We start from the raw sequence: 23,763 nt of genomic DNA, 5'->3' as shown, positions 1-23,763 counted from the left end.
TGGCCGAGTCACCGGCGGAGTCGCTGACCGCCTCGCTCACTGCAGGGCGATGTACTTCGTCTCGAGGTATTCCTCGATGCCTTCGTGGCCGCCTTCCCGGCCGAAGCCGGACGCCTTGACACCGCCGAACGGGGCGGCGGTATCGGAGACGACTCCCCGGTTGATGCCGACCATGCCGGTCTCGAGCGCGTCGGCGACCCGCAGCGCCCGGTCCAGGTCGCGGGTGTAGATGTAGGCCGCGAGCCCGAATTCGGTGTCGTTCGCGGCCGCGATCGCCTCGTCCTCGGTGTCGAATCCGGCGATCGCGGCGACCGGCCCGAACACCTCTTCCCGCAGGATCCGGGCGGTCGCCGGCACGTCCGCGAGAACCGTCGCGGGATAGAACCAGCCGGGTCCGCCGGGTGCCGTGCCGCCGAGCAGGACCGTCGCTCCCTTGCCGACGGCGTCGTCGACCAGATCGGTGACGGTGGCGAGCTGGTTCTCGTTGATCAGGGGGCCGAGGGTCGTGGCGGGGTCGATGCCGGGGCCGAGCGTGAACGCGGCCATGCGTTCGACGAGTTTCGCGGTGAACTCCTCCCGGACCGGGTTCGCGACGTGGAAGCGGTTCGCGGCCGTGCACGCCTCGCCACCGTTGCGGAGTTTGGCTGCGACAGCTCCGGCTACCGCACTGTCCACGTCCGCGTCGTCGAACACCACGAACGGGGCGTTGCCGCCGAGTTCCATCGACGTGCGCAGCAGCCCGGGCGCCGACTTCTCCACGAGCAGCCGACCGACGCCGGTGGAGCCGGTGAAGGTGAGCTTGCGCAGCCTCGGGTCGGTGAGGAGCGGTTCGGTGACCGCGCCCGAATGCGACGTCGGCAGCACCGACAGCACGCCGGGCGGCAGACCCGCCTCGGCGAACAGTTCGGCGAGCGCGAGCATCGTCAGCGGGGTCTCGGACGCCGGTTTGACGATCATCGTGCAGCCGGCGGCCAGCGCCGGCCCGATCTTGCGGGTGCCCATCGCGAGCGGGAAGTTCCACGGTGTGATGGCCAGGCACGGTCCGACGGGCTGTTTCGAGACGAGGATGCGGCCGCCCCCGGCGGGCGCCTGCTGGTAGCGGCCGCCCACCCGGACGGCTTCTTCGGCGAACCACCGGAAGAATTCGGCACCGTAGCGCACCTCGGCGCGGCTCTCGGGCAGGGCCTTGCCCATCTCGAGGGTCATCAGCTGTGCGAACGTCTCGGCGCGGGCGGTGATCTTCTCGAACACCGCGCGCAGGATCTCGCCGCGGTCGCGGGGCGTCGTCCGCGCCCAGCCGGCCTGTGCGGCGGCGGCTGCGTCGAGCGCTTTCACGGCGTCGGCGGGGCTCGCGTCGGCGACCTCGGTGAGAACCTCCCCGGTCGCGGGATCGTGGACGGGGAACGTGGCGCCGTTCTCGGCATCGACCGGGGTGCCCCCGATCCAGAGCCGAGTGGGGACGGCGCGGAGCAGTTCGGCTGGGTTCATGTCTCCCATCATGCGCCGTTCACTCGTCCAATGAGAGTCGACAGGAATGTCGATGGTGCGGCCGATAAGCTGCTGTCCCATGAGCACAGACATCACCGGTACCGCAGCCTGGCAGAACCTGGATGCGCATCATCGAGTGATCGAATCTGTGCACCTGCGAGAGTTGTTCGCGCAGGATCCGGCTCGCGGCACCGAGCTGACGACCACGGCCGGTGACCTGTACGTCGACTACAGCAAGCATCGCGTCACCCGTGAAACCCTGTCCCTGCTGGTCGAACTGGCACGCACGGCGGGTGTCGAACAGCGCCGCGACGACATGTTCGCCGGCGCCCACATCAACACGTCCGAGGATCGGGCGGTGCTGCACACGGCGCTGCGCCTGCCCGCGACCGCCGAACTGGTCGTGGACGGTCAGGACGTGGTCGCCGACGTGCAGTCGGTCCTGAACCGGATGGGCAACTTCACCGATCGGCTGCGGTCGGGTGCGTGGCGTGGTGCGACGGGCGAGCGGATCCGCACGATCGTCAACATCGGGATCGGCGGCTCCGATCTGGGTCCGGTGATGGTGTGCGGCGCGTTGCGGCACTACGCCGATGCCGGGATCACGGCTCGCTTCGTCTCGAACGTCGATCCGGCGGATCTGGTGGGCACCCTCGCCGATCTCGATCCGGCGACGACCCTGTTCGTGGTGGCGTCCAAGACGTTCTCGACGCTCGAGACGCTGACCAACGCGTCGGCGGCCCGGCGCTGGCTGGTCGACGAGTTGGGTGAGGCGGCCGTCCCGAAGCATTTCGTCGCGGTCTCGACGCACGCCGAGCGGGTCGCCGAGTTCGGGATCGACACGGCCAACATGTTCGGGTTCTGGGATTGGGTCGGTGGCCGCTACTCGGTGGATTCGGCGATCGGGTTGTCGGTGATGGCGGTGATCGGGCGGGAGCGGTTCGCGGAGTTCCTGGGCGGGTTCCGCACGATCGACGAGCACTTCCGGACGACCCCGTTGGAGCGGAACGCTCCGGTCCTGCTGGGCCTGATCGGGGTGTGGTACTCGAGCTTCTTCGATGCGGAATCCCGTGCAGTGCTTCCGTATTCGAACGATCTGGCGCGGTTCGCGGCATACCTGCAGCAGTTGACGATGGAGTCGAACGGCAAGTCGGTGCATACGGACGGGTCGCCCGTGACGACCCAGACCGGGGAGATCTTCTGGGGCGAGCCGGGCACCAACGGCCAGCACGCGTTCTATCAGCTGTTGCATCAGGGCACCCGGCTGGTGCCGGCGGACTTCATCGGTTTCGCCGAGCCGACCGACGACCTGCCGACCGCCGACGGCACCGGCAGCATGCACGATCTGCTCGTGAGCAACCTGTTCGCGCAGACGAAGGTGCTCGCGTTCGGGAAGACCGCCGACGAGATCCGGGCGGAGGGGACGGCCCCGGAACTGGTGCCGCACAAGGTGATGCCGGGTAACCGGCCGTCGACGACGGTCCTGGCGCCGCGGCTGACGCCGTCGGTGATCGGTCAGCTCATCGCCCTGTACGAGCACCAGGTGTTCGTGGCCGGGGTGATCTGGGGTATCGACTCGTTCGACCAGTGGGGTGTCGAGCTGGGCAAGGCGCAGGCCCTCGAACTCGGTCCCGTCCTCACGTCACCGGAAGCGCCTCCCCGCCAGGATGATTCGTCCACCGATGCGCTCGTCCGCTGGTATCGGGCGCAGCGTGGACGAGCAGTCTGACGGTTCGCCGACGGCACCCTCACGCCGCGTGCGGGTGCTGCCACGCCGAGGTGGTGTGGACGCGGCCGGCCCGGTCCACCAGCCGGGCGGCGAGTTCCTGTTCCTGCAACCACGACACAGCGCCCACCCCGCGGCGCAGCGCTGCGGTCGCGGCACCGTACGCTCCGACCGCGTCGTCGGTGACGACGGTGACCTGCGTCCAGGCGCCCGGTAGGACGTCGTCCGGATCGCGGTCCGGTGCAGCGGCGGTCGCGAGCGCGGCCCCGGGTGACAGTTCGATCGACGTGTTCCCGGGCAGCCCGACCTGCCATCCCCCGGCCGGCGGGTGCCCACCGGTCGCGACGACGGCGCCGATCCGCACCAGGACGCCGCATTCGAGGTCGCCGGCGACGAGGATCGCGGCCCGGCCCACGGTGTCGGCCTTCGCGGTGCCGGTGATGTCGAAGTACGCGCCGTAGGGTGCGTGGACCGTGGCGTCGTCGATCCGGACGTCCTCGAACGTCGGCTCCGGGTGGATCGACGGCACCCCCGACGGTGGCGGCTCGACGGCGAGGGGGCCGACTGCGCCGTCCGTCATCCGGGCCACCCACAGCGCCGACCGCAGCAGCCGGGCCAGGCTCGCACTCACCCGGACGGGACGGCCCTGTGCGAGGTTGACGGCGTGGATCTCGGCGTCGCCGCGCCGCAGGCTGGACGCGGACTCCGCCTCCGCGATCAGCGCCCCCACCCGCCGGGCGGCCGGCGCGAGCGCCGCACCCTCGGTGACCTGGACGGTGATCTCCTCGTTCCAGGCGTTCCATCGCGTGTCGACCAGCATGACCGTGCTCCGCATCTCTCACGACTGCACTGCTCCCAGTATGCGCTCGCGCGGCGACTGCCCGGAGTAGCGTCGAGCCATGCCGGTGCGTAGTGAACGTTCCGGGCCGGTCACGACGATCGTCCTGTCCCGTCCCGAGGTGCGCAATGCGGTCGACGGACCCACCGCCGCGGCGCTCGTCGATGCGTTCCGGGAGTTCGAGGCGGATCCGGATGCTGCGGTCGCGGTGCTGTGGGGTGAGGGTGGCACGTTCTGTGCGGGCGCCGACCTCGGTGCGCTGGGCACCGACCGGTCCAATCGGGTGACCCCGGACGGCGACGGTCCGATGGGTCCGACCAGGATGCAGTTGTCGAAGCCGGTACTCGCGGCGATCTCCGGGTACGCGGTGGCGGGCGGCCTCGAACTGGCGCTGTGGGCGGATCTGCGCATAGCGGAGGCCGACAGCATTTTCGGTGTCTTCTCCCGACGGTGGGGGTGCCGCTCATCGACGGCGGCACCGTCCGGCTGCCGCGGATCGTCGGCCTCGGGCGGGCCATGGACATGGTTCTCACCGGTCGCGCGATCGACGCCGACGAGGCCCTCGCGATGGGGCTGGTGAACCGGGTGGTGCCGTCCGGCGAGTCCCGCCGGGCCGCCGAGGAACTGGCTGCGACCCTCGCCCGTTTCCCGCAGGTGTGCCTGCGCGAGGACCGCGCATCGCTGCTCGAGCAGGAGGGGCTGGACGAGGCCGAGGCACTGGCGGTCGAGTTCCGGCACGGCATGGTCGCGGTCACCGTCGACGCACTCACCGGCGCGTCCCGTTTCGTCGCCGGGGAGGGCCGGCACGGCGAGTTCGGGTCGCCGGATCGGTAACGTCGGCCGGTATGGACCGGTTGACCGTGGTGGACGAGATCTTCCTGCGCCGGCATCACGGGTACGGCCTGCCGATCGTGATGCAGGGCCTGTGGCGGACCCCCGACACAGTTGCCGTGCCCCTACTGGCGTCGGTGCACGACGTGCTGGCCGGTGGGCCGCTCGGGCGGCGGGTCGTGCGGTCACGGGTGCCGGGTGCCCGGCTCCGCTGGGAGGCCGGCACCGACGCCCTGCCGCTGCACTACGCGATCGACCCCGTCGGCGACGTCGTGGCCTGGGCGGACGCGCAGACCGGGGTCGATGTCGATCCGGAACACGGGCCCGGATGGGCGCTGTCGGCCGCACCGATCCGCGGTGGCGGCACGGTGATCTCGTTGGTGTGCTCGCACGTCGTGGCGGATGCGCGGGGGCTCGTGGACGCCGTCGACGCCGCACTCACGGGTCGCCCACCGGCGCCCGCTCCCCCACGCACCTCGGACGTCGCGGATGCGGCGCGCGTACTCGGCCGGGTGGTGGCCGGTGGGGCGCGGGCGTCGCTGGCGCTGCTGTTCAGTGCGCGCCGGCGGCGGGAACTGCGGGCGTTCACAGCGGCGTCCCCGACCGGCCCGGCACGTACCGTCACCGCAGTGTCCACCGCGATCGTCGACGTCGACGCCGGTGTGTGGGATGCGGCCGCGGCCGCCGACGGCGGCACCCCGAACGGGCTGTTCCTGTCGGTGGTCGCCGGGATCGCCGATGCGGCCGGGACGGCGATGCCGCTGCACGTCAGTGTGCCGGTCGACGTCCGCGAGCACGGCGGCACCGGTAATGCCGTCGTGGTGACGGACGTCGCGGTGTCCCCGGAGGATTCGCTGGCCGAGGTGCGGCAGGCGTGCCGGGACGCGTTCGCGCGGGCACCGATGGGGGCGCCGTCCGGTTTCCCGGAGGAGACCGTGCACCTGCTGCCGGATCGGCTCGCACACCGGTTGACGGCCGGCGCCGGGGAACGGGACGCCTTGTGTTCCAACGTCGGACGGCTGCCCGACTCGCTGGCGTCGCTCGGCCCGTACCGGGCCACCGGTGTCGCGACCCGGGCGATGCATCCGGGGCTCTCGCCGTCGTGTCCGTCGCGGACCAGTACCCGGCTGTCGGCATACCTGTGCCGGGGCGGCGACACGTACACGCTGTCGCTGGTCGCGTTGGACACCACCACCTTCGGGGACGGCGCCGCGTTGCGGGAGCTGGTGGTGGGCCGATTGGCTGCGCGCGGGTTGCCGGCGCGGGCGTGGTGAGCGCCGCTACTGCGACAGTGCGGCCGCGAGGTCTCCGGGAATCGGCATGGGTGTCGTGAGTCCTGCCGCGGTGCGTCCGGTGTTGCCGTCGGGATAGCGTCCGGTGAGGGAGCCTGGGGCTGCGACGACGATCCGCACGACCTGTCCGACGGCTTCCCTGCGATCGCGTTGCCGCAGTGCCAGCGCCAGCATGGCCGCATGGTTGCAGGTGTGCAGCCACGGGCTGGGCTGCGAGGCGATGTGCGCGCGTTCGAGATGCCGCCACCGCTCCTCCGGGGTGACGGCCGCCCGCGCGGCGGCCATTTCGTTTCGGTAGACGATACGAGCAGCGTCGGTGATCCGGGGCATTCTCTCGTTCCTTCCGGTCAGCAGGGGTCGGGGGCCGGGCAGCAGGACGGGTCGACGGCCAGCACCAGCCCGATCAGATCGTCCAACGCGTGCCCGATACGAGGGTCCGCGAGTTCGTACCGGGTTCGGCGTCCTTCCGGTACCGCGACCACGAGCCCGCATCCACGCAGGCACGACAGATGATTCGACAGCATCTGCCGGGACACCCCGATACCGTCCGCCAGCTCCGACGGGTAGCGGGGCGTGTCCCGCAGGGCCAGCAGCACCCGGGTGCGCGTCGTATCCGACAGGGCGTGCCCGAATCGGGCGAGTGCGTCGGTGGACGTCGGGGTAGCTTTCACACCTTCCACACCACGAACAGTACATAGTTTTCTGTATTCAGGTAATCGTGAACCGTTTTTCGCAGTGCGGCGCCGCCCGCCCGGCCTACCGTGGACGCATGACCGTCGAGGAGTTCGATGTCATCGTGATCGGAGGCGGACCGGCCGGGGAGAACGCTGCCGCCTACGCCGTCGCCGGCAGCGACCGCACCGCGGCGCTGGTCGAGCACGAACTGGTGGGCGGCGAATGCTCCTACTGGGCGTGCATGCCGTCGAAGGCGCTGCTGCGCCCCGCCGAGGTGCTCGCCACCGCCCGGCACATGCCGGGCGTCGAGGAGAAGGTGGGCGCATACGGCCTCGACGTGCCGGCGGCACTGGCGCGGCGCGATGCGTTCACCCACGACCGGGACGACTCGTCACAGGTGCTGTGGGCGGATTCGGTGGGCATCGACGTGATCCGCGGACACGCCCGGCTGACCGGGACCCGGGAGGTCACGGTGGGCGATCGGATACTGCGGGCCCGCCGTGCGGTGGTCCTGGCGACCGGCACCACCGCGGCCGTCCCCGACATTCCGGGCCTGCGGGACGCGCTGCCGTGGACGTCGCGGGACGCCACTGCGGTGCAGGAGGTGCCGCGCCGGCTCGCGATCGTCGGCGGCGGCGTCGTGGCGTGCGAGGCCGCGACGTGGCTGCACGAACTGGGTGCCGACGAGGTGACCCTGCTGGTGCGCGGATCGTCGTTGCTCGCCCGCACCGAACCGTTCGCCGGAACCCTGGTCGCCGAGACCCTCGGCAAGCACGGCGTCACCGTCCGCTTCGGGACGTCGGTGACCGCCGCCTCCCGACCCGATGCGGCGGACACCGGTATCGGGCGGATCCACGGCGGGCCGGTCACGCTCACCCTGTCCGACGGTTCGACCCTGACCGCCGACGAGATCCTCGTCGCCGCGGGACGCGCCCCGGCCACGGCCGATCTGGGACTCGGCAGCGTCGGCCTCGGCTCCGCCAGCAACAGCTCTGGGTACGTGACCGTCGACGACCATCTGACCGCGATCGGGCCGGACGGTGACTGGTTGTACGCGGTCGGCGACGTCACCGGCCGCGCCCCGCTCACTCACATGGGCAAGTACCAGGCCCGGGTGTGCGGGGACGTGATCGCCGCACGCGCCGAGGGCCGACCACTCGACGGGCCCCGGTTCACGGCGTCGGCCGACCACGGCGCCGTACCCCAGGTGGTGTTCACGACACCGCAGGTCGCTTCCGTCGGACTCACCGAAAATGATGCCCGTGCAGCGGGTTTCGACATCGAGACCGTCGAGGTGGACATCGACGTGGCCGGGGCGGCCCTCGCCCGCGACGACTTCGGTGGACGCGCGTCGCTCGTGATCGACCGCGCCGGCGACACGATTCTCGGGGCGACGTTCGCGGGCACCGAGGTCGCGGAACTCGTGCACGCCGCGACCGTCGCGGTGGTGGGCCGGGTGCCGCTCGCGCAGTTGTGGCACGCGGTTCCGTCGTATCCGACGGTGAGCGAGGTGTGGCTGCGACTGCTCGAGAAACAGCGCAGGTAGGCCGTACAGTGACCGCATGGATTCACGCCCGGAAGTGACCTGCGCCGACGGCGTCGTCCGCGGTCGCCGTATCGGCGATCTGTCGACCTGGCGCGGAATCCCGTACGCCGCACCGCCCGTCGGGCCGTGGCGGCTACGGGCGCCGCAGCCGGTCACCCCGTGGACAGGGGTGCTCGACGCCGGCGCGTTCGGTGCCGCCGCCGCGCAGTACCGCACCGGGACGGTACTGCGACCGGGCCGGTCCCAGCCGATGGCGGAGGACTGTCTCACCCTCAACGTGGTCGCACCGGCCGAGCCGAGCACCGCGCCCCGCCCTGTCATGGTGTTCCTGCACGGCGGCGCCTACACGATGGGCACCACCGCACTGGGGCTGTACCACGGGGACCGGTTGGCGCGCCGCGGTGACGTGATCTTCGTGTCGGCGAACTACCGTCTCGGCACGCTCGGCTTCCTCGATTTCAGTGAATTCTCCACACCGGAAAGACCTTTCGACACCAATCCGGGCCTGCGTGACCAGATCGCGGCGCTCGCCTGGGTACAGCGCAACATCGCCGCGTTCGGCGGCGACCCCGGCAACGTCACCGTGTTCGGGGAATCCGCGGGCGGCACGTCCGTCACGACTCTGATGACGACCCCGGCCTCCGGCGGCCTGTTCGCGCGGGCGATCGCCGAGAGTTCGGCACCGGTCCTCGTCAACGACGCCGACCGGGCGCGCCGGTGGGCACGCAGCGTGGTCGACGAACTCGGAGCCACCGATCCGGCATCGGCCGCCGCCGCACTCGAGTCCGCGACCCCGGCCCGGCTCGGGAAGGCCGGAAGCCGGGTGAGCGCCCGCATTCTCGCGGACACGCCGGGCCTGCACCTGTTCGGTCCGGTCGTCGACGGCGACGTCGTGCCCGAGTCGCCGGAGGCCGCCTTCGCGGCCGGGCGCGCGCATCGCGTCCCCCTGATCATCGGCACGAACGCCCATGAGGGAACACTGTTCCCCCGCTACCTCGACGCCCTGCCCACCGACGCGGCCCGGATCGACGCCATGTTCGCCCACACCGACCCGGCCGCCCGGGACCGGATCCTCGCCGCGTATCCGGGTTACCCGGCGGCGCGGGCAGCAATCGGCCTGGGCGGCGACGTGACGTTCTGGAAACCGTCGGTCGACATCGCCGATGCGCACGCGGCCCACGCCCCCACCTACTGCTACCGGTTCGACTACGCACCGCGCCTGCTGCACTGGGCCGGCCTCGGCGCCACCCACGGCCTCGAGATGTTCGCGGTGTTCGGGTACGGGGAGTCCCTGGTGGGTCGAGCCCTGACGGTGCCCGGCGGGCGCCGTGGACTGCGTGCGGTCACCGACCGGGTGCAGGAGAACTGGATCTCCTTCGCCCGCGACGGCGTCCCCGCCCCGTGGTGGCCGCGGTACGACGCCGACGTGCGCCGCACCCTGATCTTCGACGTCCCCACCCGGGTCGAGCGGGATCCGGGACGGGCCCGCCGTCTCGCGTGGGCGGGATACCGCGGCTACGCCGGCGTGCCGGACGGAACCGTCACTGCCGACCCGCTGCCCTGACCGGGTGCGAGCAGGACGGACCCCGTGGGCTACCGTTGCAATCTGCAACCAAATGTGAGGCCGTGGGAGACCCGATGTCGATACTCGACCTGCGCCTGGGCGGCGACGGTTGGGCCGCCCAGCTCACCCGGTTCGCCCTCGTCGGCGGGTCGAGCAATGTGCTGTACGCCCTGGCATTCGTCGTGCTCGACGCCTACGGCCCGTTCCTGGCGAACGCGATCGGCGTCGTCACCAGCACCGCCCTCGCCAACGAACTGCACCGCCGGCGCACGTTCCGGGCCGCCGACCGGGTGCCCTGGTTCGCAGCCCAGTGGGAGGGCGGGGCGCTCGCACTGCTCGGCCTGATCGCGTCCTCGTGCACGCTGGCGCTGGTGCGTTTCTTCTTTCCGGACGCGTCCGGGCTCCTGTCGATCTCCCTGGTGATCGCGGTCAGCGCGGTCGTCGGCGGGCTACGGTTCCTGGCCCTGCGCGGCTGGGTGTTCGGGCGGCCGCGGCCGTCACTTCAGGAGTCGTGACATCCGCCGGTCGGCGAGCACCCTCCCACCCGTCTGACAGGTCGGGCAGTACTGGAACGACCGCTCGGCGTATGCCACCTCCCGCACCGTGTCCCCGCACACCGGGCACGGCAGCCCGGTCCGTGCGTGCACCGTCATCCCGGCCCGCTTCTCCCCCTTGAGCCGGGCCGCCTCCTGCCCCACCGAACGTTCGACGGCGTCGGACAGTTCGGCACGCATCGCGTCGTACAGTCGGTCCACCTCGTCCGGCGTCAGCTTGGACGTCGTCGCGAACGGTGACAGGCGGGCGGCGTGCAGGATCTCGTCGGAGTAGGCGTTGCCGACGCCGGCGAGCAGCGACTGGTTCACGAGCGCGGCCTTGATCCGGGCAGTGGTGCCGGCGAGGATCTCGCCGAACTGCGGACGGGTCACCTCGAGCGCGTCCGGCCCGAGCCGCGCAATCCCCGGCACCTGCTGCGGATCGGCCACCACCCACACCGCGAGCCGTTTCCTGGTGCCGGCCTCGGTGAGATCGAACGCGGGCGTGTCCGCGTCCGGGGTGAAGAAGTGCACACGCAACGCCAGCGGCCCCTTGCCCAGTTTGGGCGGTGCGGGGCCGGGATTGTCGATCCAGCGCAGCCACCCGCCGCGGGACAGGTGCGCGATCAACCACAGCCCGTCGCAGTCCATCGCGAGATGCTTACCGAACCGGCGTGCCCCGGTGACGTTGCGGCCCTGCAGCGCGCTGATCGGCGGATCGAACGTCTCGAGCACGCTCAGCGCGGCCACGTCGACGCGTCCCACCACCGCGCCGACCGCGTGGTCGCGCAGGAACTGTGCCAGGGCCTCCACCTCGGGCAGTTCGGGCATGGGGTCAGCGTAGGCGCGGACCCCGGCGGCCGCAGGCGGAAACGCCGTTCCGAATCAGCGCCGGATCAGATAGATGTCCATGATCCAGCCCTTACGTTCGCGCAGTTCGGTGCGCACGCGGACGATCTCGTCCTCCACCTCGCGCAGCCGGCCGGAGATGAGGACCTCGTCCGGCAGGCCCAGGTAGGCGCCCCACCAGATCTCGGCGTCCTCGCCGGGCACGTGGGTGAAGCTGCACTCGGCGTCGAGCATCACGACGGCGGTGCCGACACCGTCGGGCAGACCGTCGCGGAGCTTGCGGCCGGTGGTGACGTGAACAGGTTCGCCGATCCGGTTGAGGACGATGCGGTGTTGCGCGGCGAGGGACTGGATGCTGGTGACGCCGGGGATCACCGTGTAGTCGAAGGCCTCGTGGCCGCGAGCCAGAACGCGTTCGACGATCCGCAGCGTGCTGTCGTACAGGGAGGGATCGCCCCACACCAGGATCGCGCCGACCCCGTCCTCGGCGGCGAACTTCTCCTCGAACACCTGGGCACGCCGGTCGTGCCAGTCGTCGACGACGGCGCCGTAGTCGCTGGGGGTGCGGTCCCGGGGCGGGTCGACGATGTCGACGATCCGGTAGTCGCGGTCCATGTGTGCGGTGAGGATCGTGGTCCGCAGATCGACGAGTTCCTGCTTCTCGTCGCCCTTGCCGATGACGAAGAACACGTCGGCCCGGTTCATCGCCTTGACGGCCTGGATCGTCACCTGGTCGGGGTCGCCGGCACCGATGCCGATCACAAGAAGCTCACGCATGGGGCAATTGTCCCGGAGCCGGTCGGCCCACGCCGATCGGCCCACAGGGATCCCACCTAGACTCGAGTTCGTGCACTCCCCGTATGAAGATCTCCTGCGCCTCGTCATGGACACCGGAACACCGAAGGCCGACCGCACCGGAACCGGGACGCGCAGCATCTTCGGGCACCAGATGCGCTGGGATCTCGCCGAGGGCTTCCCGCTGGTCACCACCAAGAAGGTGCACCTCAAATCCATCGTCTACGAGCTGCTGTGGTTCCTGCGCGGCGAGTCGAACGTCAAGTGGCTGCAGGAGCACGGCGTCACCATCTGGGACGAGTGGGCGGACGCGGACGGCGAGCTGGGCCCGGTGTACGGGGTGCAGTGGCGGTCGTGGCCGACGCCGTCGGGTGAGCACATCGACCAGATCACCAAGGTGATCGAGACACTGAAGACCGACCCGGACTCGCGTCGGATCATCGTCTCGGCGTGGAACGTGGCCGACCTCGACGACATGGCGTTGCAGCCGTGCCACGCGTTCTTCCAGTTCTACGTCGCGGACGGCAAGCTGTCCTGCCAGCTGTACCAGCGCAGCGCCGACCTGTTCCTGGGGGTGCCGTTCAACATCGCCAGCTATGCGCTGCTCACGCACATGGTGGCGCAGCAGACCGGGCTCGAGGTGGGCGATTTCGTCTGGACCGGCGGCGACTGCCACATCTACGACAACCATGTCGACCAGGTCACCGAGCAGCTCTCGCGGGAGCCGCTCCCCTATCCGACGTTGAAGCTGAACAAGCGCGACTCGATCTTCGACTACACCTTCGCGGACGTCGAGATCGTCGACTACCGGCACCATCCGGCGATCAAGGCACCGGTGGCCATCTGATGATCGGCCTGATCTGGGCGCAGACGCTCGGCGGCGTCATCGGCCGCGACAATGCCATTCCGTGGCGGATCCCCGAGGACATGGCCCACTTCCGTGAGACGACCGCCGGACGTCCGGTCGTCATGGGGCGGCGCACATGGGAGTCGCTGCCGCCACGGTTCCGGCCGCTGCCGGGACGCCGCAACATCGTGATCACGAGGCAGGACGGCTGGGTCGCCGACGGCGCCGAGACGGCTGGTGGGATCGAACCGGCTCTCGAACTCGCCGGGGACACCGCCTGGGTCATGGGCGGAAGCCAGATCTACACGGCCGCACTGCCGTTCGCGGATCTTCTGGTCGTCACCGATATCGACGCCGATATCGACGGAGATGCGTACGCGCCGGCGATCGATGACGGCTGGGTGGTCGGCGACGACGGCGACTGGCACATCTCGGAGCCGTCCGGTCTGCGCTACCGGTTCCGGACGTACGTCCGCGCCTGACGCCGACCGTCGGCTGCCGACCTACGGCGGGCCGGCGGTCATTCCGTCGGTTGCGGCACCGTGCAGTTCTCGATCTTCGGATTGACCCCGACGTAGTTCAACGGGCCGGCGACGACGGTGACCACGATCGTTCCCACGCTCGCACAGCTGGTGGCCGCATCGTTGCCGTAGTAGCCGCGTTGTCCCGCCGCGACGGCACCGATGATCAGCCAGACCAGGACGAGCAACGTCACGAGTCTCATGACTTCTCTCCGTCACCCGTTTTCCGGTCGGGGTCGATCTCGTCGGCCCGCTCGAACTTCTTGTCGAGTTCCTCGCGCGCGGATGCGGCCTCGTGGCTGTGGGCACCGGCCCGGTGTTCCAGGCGTTCGGCTTCGGCCCTCTTCGCGTCCGCTTCCGCTGCGGCGGCACGGGCTTTCGCAGCCGTCTCTTCCGCAAATGCTTCCTGCTGCCCCACCCGGTGCGACTCGTCCCGAGCCTGACCCCGGATGCCCGCGGCCTCGGTCCGGCGCTGCTCGGTGCGCCCCCGCATCACCACTGCAGCGACGACGAGCACGAGCAGGACGATCACGACCGCAACGATGATCCAGACGACTGTGGTGGTATCCATTTCGACTCCTCGGTCCGGCAGTGCAGCCCTGTCGGAATGCCCGTTCCCGGACCGATCGAAACCTGCGGGGGCGGCTACTCCGAACCGTCGTCCGCATCGTCGGACAGCGACGCCCGTCATGCGTCATACTGCGGAGGAGGTGACCCGTTCGACGACCTGTTCGTTCCCGACGTATCGGAGTGGCTCGTGATGGACAAGACCTCGTTGACTGCGCTGGCCCGTCAACAGCTCAAGCTGGCGTCGACGTCGTCGAGCGGCCGCAGTTCGCAGACCGTCTTCGGTGGCCATCAGCGCCACCTGCGGCAGACCGTCGTGGCGCTGGCGGCCGGGAACGGTCTCGCCGAACACGACGGTCCGGGCGAGGCGACGATCCTGGTTCTGTCCGGGAAGTTGGCGCTGGTGTGCGGTGAGGATTCGTGGAAGGGTTCGACGGGCGACCTGCTGATCGTGCCGGCGGCCCGGCACAGCGTCGAAGCGCTCGAGGACGTCGCGTTCCTGCTCACCGTCGCCAAGTAGTTGCCGGGCAGTCGTCACACCGGCTGCGGTGTGCCGATCGCCAGCAGTCCCGACACGAAGGCGCGGACCGCGTCGTCGTCGGCGAGGTCCCCGGCGTCGCGGCGGCCGGTGGTGACCAGTGATGCGACGAGCCGGAACGCCCATTCGCTCGCGATGTGCGGATCGATCGTCGACGACGGTTCCGCGGCCACCATCCGTTCGAAGTGCGGGACGAGGAATTCGGCGCCGCGGTCGATCATCGGCCGCGCATGGACGGTGAAGCCCGGCAGTACGACGGCCGGTTCGTCCTGCAGTCCGGTCTGCAGGACCCGGTGCCGGCGCGCGTACCCGACCGAGAACACGACGCATTCGACAAAGCCGTCGTGGATCCGGTCGTGGGCGAGGAGGATCGGTTCGAGGTGCGCGAAGAACCGGGTGACCTCCCGCTGGAACAGTGCGGCGACGATCTCCGCCTGGTCGCCGACGTACTTGTAGACGGTCGGGCGGGACAGTCCGGCACGTTCGGCGATGACCGCGTGCAGCCGCGTCCCGTACCCGGATTCGACGAGGCAGGCCGCCGCGGCGTCGAGAATGCGATCGTGGATCGCGGTGGTGCTGAGATCCTGTGCTGTCGGCTTCACCGGACGAAGTCTAAGGGAGGTCCGGTGTCGATCCCCTCCCCCGAGGTTCGACACCGGACCGGCGCGGGTCGGAGCAGGCCACCACGACCCCGCTCACGACCACGTCACCCCTACATCGACGGGGCAATGCAACGCGTTACACCGAAACAGAACCGAATCCTCGGAATTTTTTTCGGCACCTATGCTGCCCTCATGGTGGAGGGCGCGCAGCGGGGCTACCGGGACGTCGAGAATCTCGAGGAAATCCTCGCGGACATGCGGGGGCCTCTCGTCGACAGTGTCGCGACCCCGGCCCGATTGCAGGAGTTGCTCGAGGCGGTTCTCGTCGTCGGGGCCGGTCTGGAACTCGATTCGGTCCTGCAGCGAATCGTGCAGGCGGCGACGACGCTGCTCGACGCCCGTTACGGTGCGCTCGGGGTGCGCAACCCGGACGGTGGCCTGTCCGAGTTCGTGTACGAGGGCATCACGCAGGCCGAACGCGACCGGATGGATCATCTGCCGGAGGGCCACGGCCTGCTGGGGCTGCTCATCGAGCATCCGCGGCCGGTTCGTGTCGCGCATCTGGGCCGGCATCCGGCGTCGGTGGGGTTCCCGGCGAATCATCCGCCGATGGACAGTTTCCTCGGCATGCCGATCATCGTGCGCGGCCAGGTGTTCGGCAGCATCTATCTCACCGAGAAACGGTCCGGTCCCGAGTTCACCGACGAGGACGAGACGATCCTCGACGCTCTCGCCACCTCCGCCGGTGTCGCGATCGACAACGCGCACCTGTTCGAGGAGTCACGCACCCGGGAACGCTGGCTCACCGCGCTCGCCGGGTTCAACGCCCGGCTGCTGTCCGGCGGGTCGATCGACGAGGCCCTCGACCTGCTGGTGACCCGGACCCGGGACCTGTGCGGTGCGGACGGCGCGTACGTCATGGTCGTCGACGGGGACGAGGCGGTCGTCGAGGCCGCCGCCTCCTCGTCCGGCCCGCACGTCGGCAGCGTCGTCGACGTGTCGGACTCGGATCTGCTGCCGGTGGTGCGGGGACGACGACCCACCCTGCTCACCGAACAGGACCGGGTGTCCCCGTTCGACGCGGCCGGACCCGTCCGGATCGCCGCACTGCCGTTGTCGACGACGTCGGGGGTCGCGGGACTGCTGGTGGTGACGCGCACCGGCACCTGCTGGACACCGGACGATCTCACCCGGCTCGGCTCGATGGCGGATTCGGCGGCCCTCGCGGTGGAGTTCGCCGACCAGCAGCACCGCCGACGCCAACTCGACGTGCTCGCCGACCGGGACCGGATCGGTCGCGACCTGCACGACAACGTCATCCAGCAGTTGTTCGCGACCGGGATGAGCCTGCAGAGCCTGCTGCTCGACGAGTCCTGCCCGGTCCCGGAGTCCGCCGCCGCCACACTCCGGCAGACCGTCACCCAGCTGGATCGGACGATCAGCGAGATCCGCACGACGATCTTCGATCTGCACACGGCGGGCGAGGAGGCGTCGACCAGTCTGCGCCGCCGCCTGCTCGACGCGATCGGCGATCTGACGACCCGCTCGACCCTGACCCCGAACGTGCAGTTCACGGGCGCGATCGACACGCTGGTGCCGACGCGGATCCATCCGCACGCCGAGGCCGTGTTGCGGGAGGGCCTGAGCAATGCGCTGCGGCACGCCGGCGCCACGACGATCACCGTCGTGATCGACGCCGACGACCATCTCACGATCCGTATCGGCGACGACGGCATCGGCGGGGTCCCCGACAGCCCACGCCGCAGCGGACTGGCGAATCTCGCCCGCCGCGCAGAACAGTGCGGTGGCAGCTTCACCGTCCTCCCCGCCGACGGCGGCGGCACGGACCTGACGTGGCGGGTGCCGTTGGGGTGAGGCAGGGGCGGCACCCGCCACGTCGACGCGTCAGCGGACGTCGGGCAGGGCGATGCCGGCCAGGTCCGCCTTGATCTGCAACGCAAGGTATTTGCTGTAGTTGCGCACCAGCATGAAGTTCCCGCCGTGGATCCAGAACCGGTCGTGTCCGGAACGGCGCCACACCGACCGCAGCTCGCCCTCGTCGTCGAGATCCCAGACCGGATGACAGACGTCGGCGACGGTGTCGCCGAGAACACGCCGCACCGTGTCGAGGATGCCGCGGAAGCCGGTGGCGCACACGATGGTGTCGGCGGGGACGTGTGTGCCGTCCGACATGACCAGACCGTCCGCGTCCAGGCGTTCGATCGTCGCACCGGAGACCAGCCCGATCCGGCCGTCGGCGATCAGGGGGGCCGCACCGACGTCGATGTAGTAGCCGCCGTTGCGGGTCAGGAAGAGCATCATCACCCCGGTACCGTCCACACCGTCGGACAGTGCGAATCCCTTGTCCGCGAGCGCATCCAGCAGCTCCCGATCGGATTCGGCGAGCGCGGCCACACCCGCCTGCAGGCCTGCCGTGAACTGCGGATCGAGTCGCGCCGTGGAAGCGTCGAGCAGGTCGGCCACCTCGGTGTCCGTGTTCTCGCCGTAACGCATCCGGCCACGCGCGGACAGGGTGCGTCCACTCACCACATGGGTGGGACCACGCTGGACCACGGTGACCCGGGCACCGGACTCGTACAGGTCCTGTGCGATGTCGTGACCACTGTTCCCGGTGCCGATCACGACGGTGCGGGCGCCCCGGCGGGCCGGGTCGGTCCGGTAACGGCTCGAATGCAGCAGTTCGCCGGCGAAGCTCTCGGCGCCGGCGAGGTCCGGCACGGCCGGCTCGGTACCGCTGAGTCCGGTCGCGAGCACCACGTGCCGTGGGCGCAGCGTACGGCGGGTCCCGTCACGGTCGACCACGACGGTCCAGACCCGCTCGCCGGGATCGAACGTGGACTCCACGACCTCCGATCGCGTCCATACGTTCAGATCCATTGCCCGGGAGTAGATTTCGAGCCAGTCCCCCATCTTGTCCTTCGGTGTGAACACCGGCCAGGACGACGGGAACGGCATCAACGGCAGATGGTTCGACCAGACCGCGTCGTGCAGTACCAGGGAGTCGTACCGGTCCCGCCAATTGTCACCGACCCGATCCTCACGGTCGATCAGCACGGTCCGGACCCCGAGCACGCCGAGTCGAGCGGCGAGCGCCAGCCCCGAGTGCCCCGCACCGATCACCAGAACGTCGGGATCGGTGTCGTGACAGTCGAGTTCACGGGCCCGCTGCGCCGACCAGTACTCTTTCCGGTCGCCGTCCGGCTCCGAGCCGTCGGGCCGCAGCTCACCGATCGCCGGTTCGTGACCCGCGAGAGCGTCGAGCGCGGTCAGCACGTTCCGCGCCCGCCACACACCGTCCTCGAAAATCAGCCGAGCGACACCACGCACGTGACCGGTCCGCGTGTCGAATCGGAACAGCAGCTGGATCGTGGGTGTACCCGACGATGCCGGCACGACCGCCGGAGCCGAGGCCGGATCCAGGGTCTCACCGCGGACCTGCTGATCGACCGCGGAGGCGAGCAGCGCGTCGATCTGCGCGGCGCCGTGCAGGCTTCGCAGGTCGCCGGTGAACGCGAGCAGGTCCCGCCACCACAGGTCGGGGTGCAGGACGTCCTCGGCGCCACTCCCCGAGCGGAGCAGGTCCGCGAAGCTCGACAGCCAGCGCTGCGCGGTCTCGGTGGCCGACACCACACCGGCCGAAGGGGAATCCAATTGCATTGTCATGTCCACTCCTCCGTGGTTGTCAGCGTGCGGTGAACCCGGCGTCGACCTTCAGTTCGGTGCCGGTGACGTAGCGGGCTTCGTCCGACGCCAGGAACAGCACCGCGTGGGAGACGTCGACCGGATCCACCCACGGGACCGGGAGGGCGTTCGTTCCGGCGAAGATCGGGGCCACCTGCTCCTTGGTCGGATTCTCGACACCGGGCACGAACAGCCCGAAGCAACGATCGTTGATGATCATGTCCGTGTCGGTCGCGCCCGGGTGGACGGTGTTCGCCCGGATACGGTGTTCGCCGAGTTCACCGACGAGGGTCCGCATCAGCCCGACCACCGCATGCTTGCTGGCCGCGTATGCGGCCGCTTTCGGTGTGCCCTTGATCCCCGCCGTGGAACTGGTGAGGATGATCGATCCGCCGTCGCCCTGCTCGATCAGGTGCGGAACCGCGGCCTTGCACGTGTGCCACACCCCCTTGAGGTTGACGTCGAGGACGTCGTCCCATTCGGCCTCGGTGATGCGATGAGCCGGTTGGCCGCTGATGAAGATGCCGGCGTTCGCCACGACGATGTCGACGCGACCGAGTTCGGCGACACCGCGGTCGAGCAGTTCACGCACGGCGTCGAAGTCGCGGACGTCGACCTTCCCCGCGACGATGCGGCGTCCGAGTCGCTCGACACCCCGCACCGTGTCGGCGAGATCGTCCTCGGTGGAAGCCGGGTAGAAACGGGTCACCGTGTCGATGCCGTCGACCAGGTCGAGGGCGATGATGTCCGCCCCCTCCTCCGCGAGGCGAAGCGCGTGACTGCGCCCCTGGCCGCGTGCCGCACCGGTGACGAAAGCCACTTTTCCTGATACCCGTCCGGGCATTGATTCCCCTTCCGTTCGGCGCTGTTGCCGAACGGAACGTAACGAGCATCACAATTCAGGCGAGGCCACCGTCCCGACCACCGGGACCGAATGCGACTTGCATCACATTCCGTGGTGACGGCGCGGGCCGTGCGCCGACAGACCTAGCCGCGCTTGCTGTTCCGCAACTCCGTCGCGAGGACAGCGGCCTGGGTGCGGCGTTGCATGCCGAGTTTGGCGAGCAGGCGGGAGACGTAGTTCTTGATGGTCTTCTCCGCGAGGAAGAGGCGTTCGGCGATTTCTCGGTTGGTGAGGCCTTCGCCGATGAGGTCGAAGACGGCGCGTTCCTGGTCGGACAGGTCGGCGAGGGGGTCGGCGGTGCGTTCGGAGCGGATGCGCTGCATGAGGGCGGCGGTGGCGCGGCTGTCGAGGAGCGAGCCGCCGGTGCCGACGGTGCGGACGGCGGAGATCAGGTCGGTGCCGAGGATCTGTTTGAGTACGAAACCGGAGGCACCGGCCATGACGGCGTCGAACAGAGCTTCGTCGTCGGCGTACGACGTGAGCATGAGGCAGCGCAGGTCGGGCAGGACGGTTCGCAGGTCGCGGCACAGTTCGACGCCGTTGCCGTCGGGCAGCCGGACGTCGAGGACGGCGACGTCGACACCGGTGGCCGGGATGCGGGCCATCGCCTCCCCCACCGACGCGGCTTCCCCGACCACCGTGAGGTCGGGGGCACTGCCCAGGAGGTCGATCAGCCCCCGTCGGACGATCTCGTGGTCGTCGACCAGAAAGACCCGTGTCATCGGTGCCACCTTCCGTGAACGCTCGGCACTCTCGGCGAAAACGCTACCGTGCCTGTTCCGGCCGGTCGGCCCCGGTCTCTCCCGCTGCATGGAATCGGCGGTAGGCGCCGCGCGGACACCGGTTCTACCGTCCGGGGCGGGTGCACGAAAGGGGTTGCGATGGTCGCGGATCTGCTCTCGACGGTGTTCGTCGTCGACGAGATGGTGGCGGCGCCGGGGCGGGGCCGGGCCTTCCTGGACGCCTATCTGGAGCGGTACGCGCCCGGTGCCCGGGACCGCGGTCTGGTCCTCGACCGGATCCTGGTCGCTCCGCCGGTGTGGCTCGACGACGGGTCGAACACGGTCACGGTCACGTGGACGGCGCCCGGTACGGACGCGTGGTGGCGGCAGCGGTGGGCGGCCGGACGCGACCCCGACGTCGCCGCGTGGTGGGCGTGGGCGGACACCGAACTGGTGCGTCGGGAGCGGACGACGGCGTGCGCAGCCGACGCTCTCGCGGCGGTGACCGATGTTTGAGGTGACGCGGCTGATCCGGTTCGCCGACGGCGCCGACGACACGGCCCGGCACGCGGTCCTGGACGGGGTACGCGCGGCGGTCGCACCGACCGCGGTCGCGGCACTGGCCGAACCGGTCCTGCCGGGCGGCATCGGCGGGACCGACGCGGTGGCACGTATTCGTTTTGCCGACGAAACAGGTTGGCAGGCAATCGAGGCCGGCGTATCGGACGCTCTCGGTTCGGCCGCGGTCGCCCACGTCGACGGGGTCGTCCACACCGGCCGGGTGTGCCCGTCGCGCGGCGGCACGCCGACGATCTTCCGCACCCTGCTGGTGGCGGTCGATCCGGCCGCCGACCCGGAGCTGGTGCGCCGGTTCGAGTCCGAGACCGCAGCGATGCCGCACTACATCCCGTCGATCGGCCCGGCTCAGTGCGCGCCGGCCGGCGACCCGGTCGGAGACGCCCGGTGGACCCATGTGTGGGAGCAGGAGTACGCGACCCTCGACGGACTGACCGGCCCGTACATGACACACCCCTACCACTGGGCGCACGTGGACCGCTGGTTCGACCCCGAGCGCGGGCAGCGGATCGTGACGGCACTGCGGCACAGTTTCGTCACCGTCGGTGCGTCACTGCTCACGGCGGGGTGTCCTACGATTTCTGCATGACCACGGGTATCGAACAGCACGAGTTCCAGACGGAGACTCGTCAGATTCTGGACTTGATGATTCATTCGGTGTACTCCAACAAGGACACCTTCCTGCGCGAGCTGGTTTCCAACTCGTCCGACGCACTCGACAAACTCAAGCTCGAGGCGTTCCGCGACAAGGACCTCGACGCCGACGTCTCGGACCTGCACATCGAACTGGTGCCGGACGCCGACGCCCGCACACTCACGGTGCGTGACAACGGAATCGGCATGTCCCGCGACGAGGTGATCGACCTGATCGGCACGCTCGCGAAGTCCGGCACCGGCGAACTGCGACGCAAGCTGCGCGAAGCACAGGATGCTGCTGCCTCCGAAGCACTGATCGGCCAGTTCGGCATCGGCTTCTATTCGACGTTCATGGTGGCCGACAAGGTCACTCTGCTGACCCGCAAGGCCGGCGAGAAGCACGCCACGCGCTGGGAGTCCACCGGCGACGCCACCTACACGATCGAGACCGTCGACGACGCCCCGCAGGGCACGTCGGTGACGCTGCACCTCAAGGACGTCGACACCGACGACCACATGCACGACTACACGTCCGACCGCGTCCTGCGCGACATCGTGAAGCGCTACTCCGATTTCATCTCCTACCCGGTGCGGCTGCAGGTCGAGGACACCGCCGAGACGCTGAACTCGATGAAGGCGCTGTGGACACGACCGCGCAGCGAGGTCACCGACGACGAGTACAACGAGTTCTACAAGCACGTCAGCCATTCGTGGGACGACCCGCTCGAGATCATTCCGATGAAGGCGGAGGGCACGTTCGAGTACCAGGCGCTGCTGTTCGTGCCGTCGCACGCGCCGTTCGACCTGTTCGCACGCGAGCACCGGGCCGGGATCCACCTGTACGTCAAGCGGGTGTTCATCATGGACGACTGCGAGGAACTCATGCCCGAGTACCTGCGGTTCGTCACCGGTGTCGTCGATGCGCAGGACCTGTCGCTCAACGTGTCCCGCGAAATCCTGCAGCAGGACCGGCAGATCCGGGCGATCCGCCGCCGGCTCACCAAGAAGGTGCTCACCACGATCCGGGACCTGCAGACGTCCGACGACGAGCAGACCCGGGCCAAGTACACCACGCTGTGGTCGCAGTTCGGCCGGGTCCTCAAGGAGGGCCTGCTGTCGGACGTCGACAATCGTGAACTGCTGCTGGGGATCTCGTCGTTCCCGTCGACGCACAGCGAGGACGAGCAGACCACGCTCGCGCAGTACGTCGCCCGCATGCCCGAGGGCCAGGACCAGATCTACTTCCTCACCGGCGAGTCCCGGCAGCAGCTCGAGTCGTCGCCGCACATGGAGGCGTTCCGGGCCCGCGGGCTCGAGGTGCTGCTGCTGACCGATCCGGTCGACGAGGTGTGGGTGACGTCGGTTCCCGAGTTCGACGGCACACCGCTGCAGTCGATCGCGCAGGGCGAGGTGGAGCTCGGCACCGAGGAGGAGAAGAAGGCCGCCGAGGCCGAGCGGGAGGAACGCGACAAGGAGTTCGCGGACCTGCTCACCTACCTCACCGAGACGCTCGACGACCACGTCAAACAGGTGCGGCTGTCGACGCGGTTGACGGATTCACCGGCGTGCATCGTCGGCGACGAATTCGGCATGACACCGGCGCTCGAGCGCATGTACCGGGCGTCGGGACAGCAGGTTCCGCACTTCAAGCGGATCCTGGAACTCAACCCGGAGCATCCGCTGGTGGCGGGACTGCGGGCCGCGCACACCGAGCGCAGCGACGATCCGAGTCTCGCCGAGACCGCCGAACTGCTGTACGGCACAGCGCTTCTCGCAGAAGGTGGAGAGCTCGAGGATCCGGCGCATTTCGCGAAGCTGCTCGCGAACCGGCTGGCCCGCACCGTGTAGCACTGCAGTACGGGAACGGCGCCCGCGGAACACGGTTTCCGCGGGCGCCGTCGCACGGTGACCGAAAACCGATTGCAACCGCCATCGGTCGCCCGGTACCGTGCGGGTGTGCATTTGTACTTCCTCTGACGGCTGAGCCAGGCCCACCGCACTCGTCGAGCAA

At 69.6% G+C, this 23,763-nt stretch carries 24 protein-coding genes and 1 pseudogene; 13 read left to right on the top strand and 12 right to left on the bottom strand.

Going from position 1 to position 23,763, the window contains the following annotated elements; genetic code table 11:
* Nucleotides 1-36 precede the first annotated feature (36 nt).
* Nucleotides 37-1,488, bottom strand: coding sequence for an NAD-dependent succinate-semialdehyde dehydrogenase (locus Q5696_RS05280; RefSeq protein WP_305094157.1), 1,452 nt, complete (start codon nucleotides 1,486-1,488; stop codon nucleotides 37-39).
* 79 nt (nucleotides 1,489-1,567) lie between these two features.
* Here Q5696_RS05280 and pgi point away from each other — a divergent pair, with 79 nt between their 5' ends.
* A complete protein-coding gene (gene pgi, locus Q5696_RS05275) occupies nucleotides 1,568-3,217 on the top strand; it encodes a glucose-6-phosphate isomerase (protein ID WP_305094156.1) in 1,650 nt (549 codons plus the stop codon).
* Nucleotides 3,218-3,236: 19 nt separating this feature from the next.
* Here the strand turns inward: pgi and Q5696_RS05270 are convergent, their stop codons facing one another.
* Nucleotides 3,237-4,034, bottom strand: coding sequence for an FAD:protein FMN transferase (locus tag Q5696_RS05270; RefSeq protein ID WP_305094155.1), 798 nt, complete (start codon nucleotides 4,032-4,034; stop codon nucleotides 3,237-3,239).
* Nucleotides 4,035-4,113: 79 nt separating this feature from the next.
* Between Q5696_RS05270 and Q5696_RS05265 the strand changes: the two are divergent.
* Both Q5696_RS05265 and Q5696_RS05260 read left to right on the top strand, forming a co-directional pair.
* A pseudogene (locus Q5696_RS05265) lies at nucleotides 4,114-4,886 on the top strand (crotonase/enoyl-CoA hydratase family protein).
* Between the two features lie 11 nt (nucleotides 4,887-4,897).
* Nucleotides 4,898-6,157 (top strand): hypothetical protein, encoded by a 1,260-nt coding sequence (locus Q5696_RS05260; protein WP_305094154.1) that lies wholly within the window; start codon nucleotides 4,898-4,900, stop codon nucleotides 6,155-6,157.
* Nucleotides 6,158-6,163: 6 nt separating this feature from the next.
* Here the strand turns inward: Q5696_RS05260 and Q5696_RS05255 are convergent, their stop codons facing one another.
* The gene (locus Q5696_RS05255; RefSeq protein WP_305094153.1) at nucleotides 6,164-6,505 is read right to left on the bottom strand and encodes a DUF3703 domain-containing protein; all 342 of its coding nucleotides are present in this window, start codon (nucleotides 6,503-6,505) and stop codon (nucleotides 6,164-6,166) included.
* A 17-nt stretch (nucleotides 6,506-6,522) separates the two neighbouring features.
* On the bottom strand, nucleotides 6,523-6,855 hold the full coding sequence (locus Q5696_RS05250; RefSeq protein ID WP_370654865.1) for an ArsR/SmtB family transcription factor: 333 nt from the start codon (nucleotides 6,853-6,855) through the stop codon (nucleotides 6,523-6,525).
* Between the two features lie 89 nt (nucleotides 6,856-6,944).
* Between Q5696_RS05250 and Q5696_RS05245 the strand changes: the two genes are divergently transcribed.
* The 3 genes from Q5696_RS05245 (at nucleotide 6,945) to Q5696_RS05235 (ending at nucleotide 10,475) form a co-directional block, all read left to right on the top strand.
* Nucleotides 6,945-8,396, top strand: coding sequence for a dihydrolipoyl dehydrogenase family protein (locus tag Q5696_RS05245; RefSeq protein ID WP_305094152.1), 1,452 nt, complete (start codon nucleotides 6,945-6,947; stop codon nucleotides 8,394-8,396).
* Nucleotides 8,397-8,412: 16 nt separating this feature from the next.
* Nucleotides 8,413-9,960, top strand: a complete 1,548-nt coding sequence (locus Q5696_RS05240) for a carboxylesterase/lipase family protein (RefSeq protein WP_305094151.1) — start codon at nucleotides 8,413-8,415, stop codon at nucleotides 9,958-9,960.
* Between the two features lie 74 nt (nucleotides 9,961-10,034).
* Nucleotides 10,035-10,475 (top strand): GtrA family protein, encoded by a 441-nt coding sequence (locus Q5696_RS05235; RefSeq protein WP_305094150.1) that lies wholly within the window; start codon nucleotides 10,035-10,037, stop codon nucleotides 10,473-10,475.
* Here Q5696_RS05235 and Q5696_RS05230 read toward each other — a convergent pair.
* Together Q5696_RS05230 and cobF are read right to left on the bottom strand one after the other, a co-directional pair.
* Nucleotides 10,458-11,324 carry an Fpg/Nei family DNA glycosylase gene (locus Q5696_RS05230; protein WP_305094149.1) on the bottom strand — a complete coding sequence of 289 codons (867 nt, stop codon included), beginning with the start codon at nucleotides 11,322-11,324 and terminating at the stop codon, nucleotides 10,458-10,460. The two genes, Q5696_RS05235 and Q5696_RS05230, sit on opposite strands and share 18 nt — an antisense overlap.
* Before the next feature lie 54 nt (nucleotides 11,325-11,378).
* Nucleotides 11,379-12,119: a precorrin-6A synthase (deacetylating) gene (gene cobF, locus Q5696_RS05225; protein WP_305094148.1), complete on the bottom strand. Its 741-nt coding sequence runs from the start codon at nucleotides 12,117-12,119 to the stop codon at nucleotides 11,379-11,381.
* A gap of 106 nt (nucleotides 12,120-12,225) precedes the next feature.
* Here cobF and Q5696_RS05220 point away from each other — a divergent pair, with 106 nt between their 5' ends.
* Complete coding sequence (locus tag Q5696_RS05220) at nucleotides 12,226-12,984, top strand: thymidylate synthase (protein WP_305095143.1); 759 nt, start codon at nucleotides 12,226-12,228, stop codon at nucleotides 12,982-12,984.
* On the top strand, nucleotides 12,984-13,466 hold the full coding sequence (locus Q5696_RS05215) for a dihydrofolate reductase (RefSeq protein WP_305094147.1): 483 nt from the start codon (nucleotides 12,984-12,986) through the stop codon (nucleotides 13,464-13,466). The genes Q5696_RS05220 and Q5696_RS05215 overlap by 1 nt, the downstream gene beginning before the upstream one ends.
* Nucleotides 13,467-13,504: 38 nt before the next feature.
* Here Q5696_RS05215 and Q5696_RS05210 read toward each other — a convergent pair whose 3' ends face one another.
* Nucleotides 13,505-13,708: a hypothetical protein gene (locus tag Q5696_RS05210; protein ID WP_305094146.1), complete on the bottom strand. Its 204-nt coding sequence runs from the start codon at nucleotides 13,706-13,708 to the stop codon at nucleotides 13,505-13,507.
* On the bottom strand, nucleotides 13,705-14,076 hold the full coding sequence (locus Q5696_RS05205) for a hypothetical protein (protein WP_305094145.1): 372 nt from the start codon (nucleotides 14,074-14,076) through the stop codon (nucleotides 13,705-13,707). The genes Q5696_RS05210 and Q5696_RS05205 overlap by 4 nt, the downstream gene beginning before the upstream one ends.
* A gap of 189 nt (nucleotides 14,077-14,265) precedes the next feature.
* On the opposite strand from Q5696_RS05205, the gene Q5696_RS05200 reads away from it, so the two are divergent.
* Nucleotides 14,266-14,592, top strand: coding sequence for a cupin domain-containing protein (locus Q5696_RS05200; RefSeq protein WP_305095142.1), 327 nt, complete (start codon nucleotides 14,266-14,268; stop codon nucleotides 14,590-14,592).
* 14 nt (nucleotides 14,593-14,606) lie between these two features.
* Here Q5696_RS05200 and Q5696_RS05195 read toward each other — a convergent pair whose 3' ends face one another.
* Complete coding sequence (locus Q5696_RS05195) at nucleotides 14,607-15,212, bottom strand: TetR/AcrR family transcriptional regulator (RefSeq protein WP_305094144.1); 606 nt, start codon at nucleotides 15,210-15,212, stop codon at nucleotides 14,607-14,609.
* A 192-nt stretch (nucleotides 15,213-15,404) separates the two neighbouring features.
* On the opposite strand from Q5696_RS05195, the gene Q5696_RS05190 reads away from it, so the two are divergent.
* Nucleotides 15,405-17,087 carry a GAF domain-containing sensor histidine kinase gene (locus tag Q5696_RS05190; RefSeq protein WP_370654864.1) on the top strand — a complete coding sequence of 561 codons (1,683 nt, stop codon included), beginning with the start codon at nucleotides 15,405-15,407 and terminating at the stop codon, nucleotides 17,085-17,087.
* A gap of 30 nt (nucleotides 17,088-17,117) precedes the next feature.
* Here the strand turns inward: Q5696_RS05190 and Q5696_RS05185 are convergent, their stop codons facing one another.
* From Q5696_RS05185 to Q5696_RS05175, 3 genes are all read right to left on the bottom strand, one after another.
* Entirely contained in the window at nucleotides 17,118-18,896 is a 1,779-nt protein-coding gene (locus Q5696_RS05185; protein ID WP_305094143.1) for a flavin-containing monooxygenase, read from the bottom strand.
* A 19-nt stretch (nucleotides 18,897-18,915) separates the two neighbouring features.
* Complete coding sequence (locus Q5696_RS05180) at nucleotides 18,916-19,758, bottom strand: mycofactocin-coupled SDR family oxidoreductase (RefSeq protein WP_305094142.1); 843 nt, start codon at nucleotides 19,756-19,758, stop codon at nucleotides 18,916-18,918.
* A gap of 143 nt (nucleotides 19,759-19,901) precedes the next feature.
* Nucleotides 19,902-20,540, bottom strand: coding sequence for a response regulator transcription factor (locus tag Q5696_RS05175; protein WP_305094141.1), 639 nt, complete (start codon nucleotides 20,538-20,540; stop codon nucleotides 19,902-19,904).
* A gap of 159 nt (nucleotides 20,541-20,699) precedes the next feature.
* Between Q5696_RS05175 and Q5696_RS05170 the strand changes: the two genes are divergently transcribed.
* From Q5696_RS05170 to htpG, 3 genes are read left to right on the top strand one after another with little or no spacing between them, the layout of a single operon-like run.
* Nucleotides 20,700-21,056, top strand: coding sequence for a hypothetical protein (locus Q5696_RS05170; RefSeq protein ID WP_305094140.1), 357 nt, complete (start codon nucleotides 20,700-20,702; stop codon nucleotides 21,054-21,056).
* Nucleotides 21,049-21,705, top strand: coding sequence for a Dabb family protein (locus Q5696_RS05165; RefSeq protein ID WP_305094139.1), 657 nt, complete (start codon nucleotides 21,049-21,051; stop codon nucleotides 21,703-21,705). Before Q5696_RS05170 ends, Q5696_RS05165 begins: the two co-directional genes overlap by 8 nt.
* The gene (gene htpG / locus Q5696_RS05160; RefSeq protein ID WP_305094138.1) at nucleotides 21,702-23,600 is read left to right on the top strand and encodes a molecular chaperone HtpG; all 1,899 of its coding nucleotides are present in this window, start codon (nucleotides 21,702-21,704) and stop codon (nucleotides 23,598-23,600) included. Before Q5696_RS05165 ends, htpG begins: the two co-directional genes overlap by 4 nt.
* Nucleotides 23,601-23,763 lie beyond the last annotated feature (163 nt).

Source organism: Prescottella sp. R16, assembly GCF_030656875.1.
Classification (GTDB): domain Bacteria; phylum Actinomycetota; class Actinomycetes; order Mycobacteriales; family Mycobacteriaceae; genus Prescottella.
This window is presented reverse-complemented; position numbering and strand designations above follow the sequence as displayed.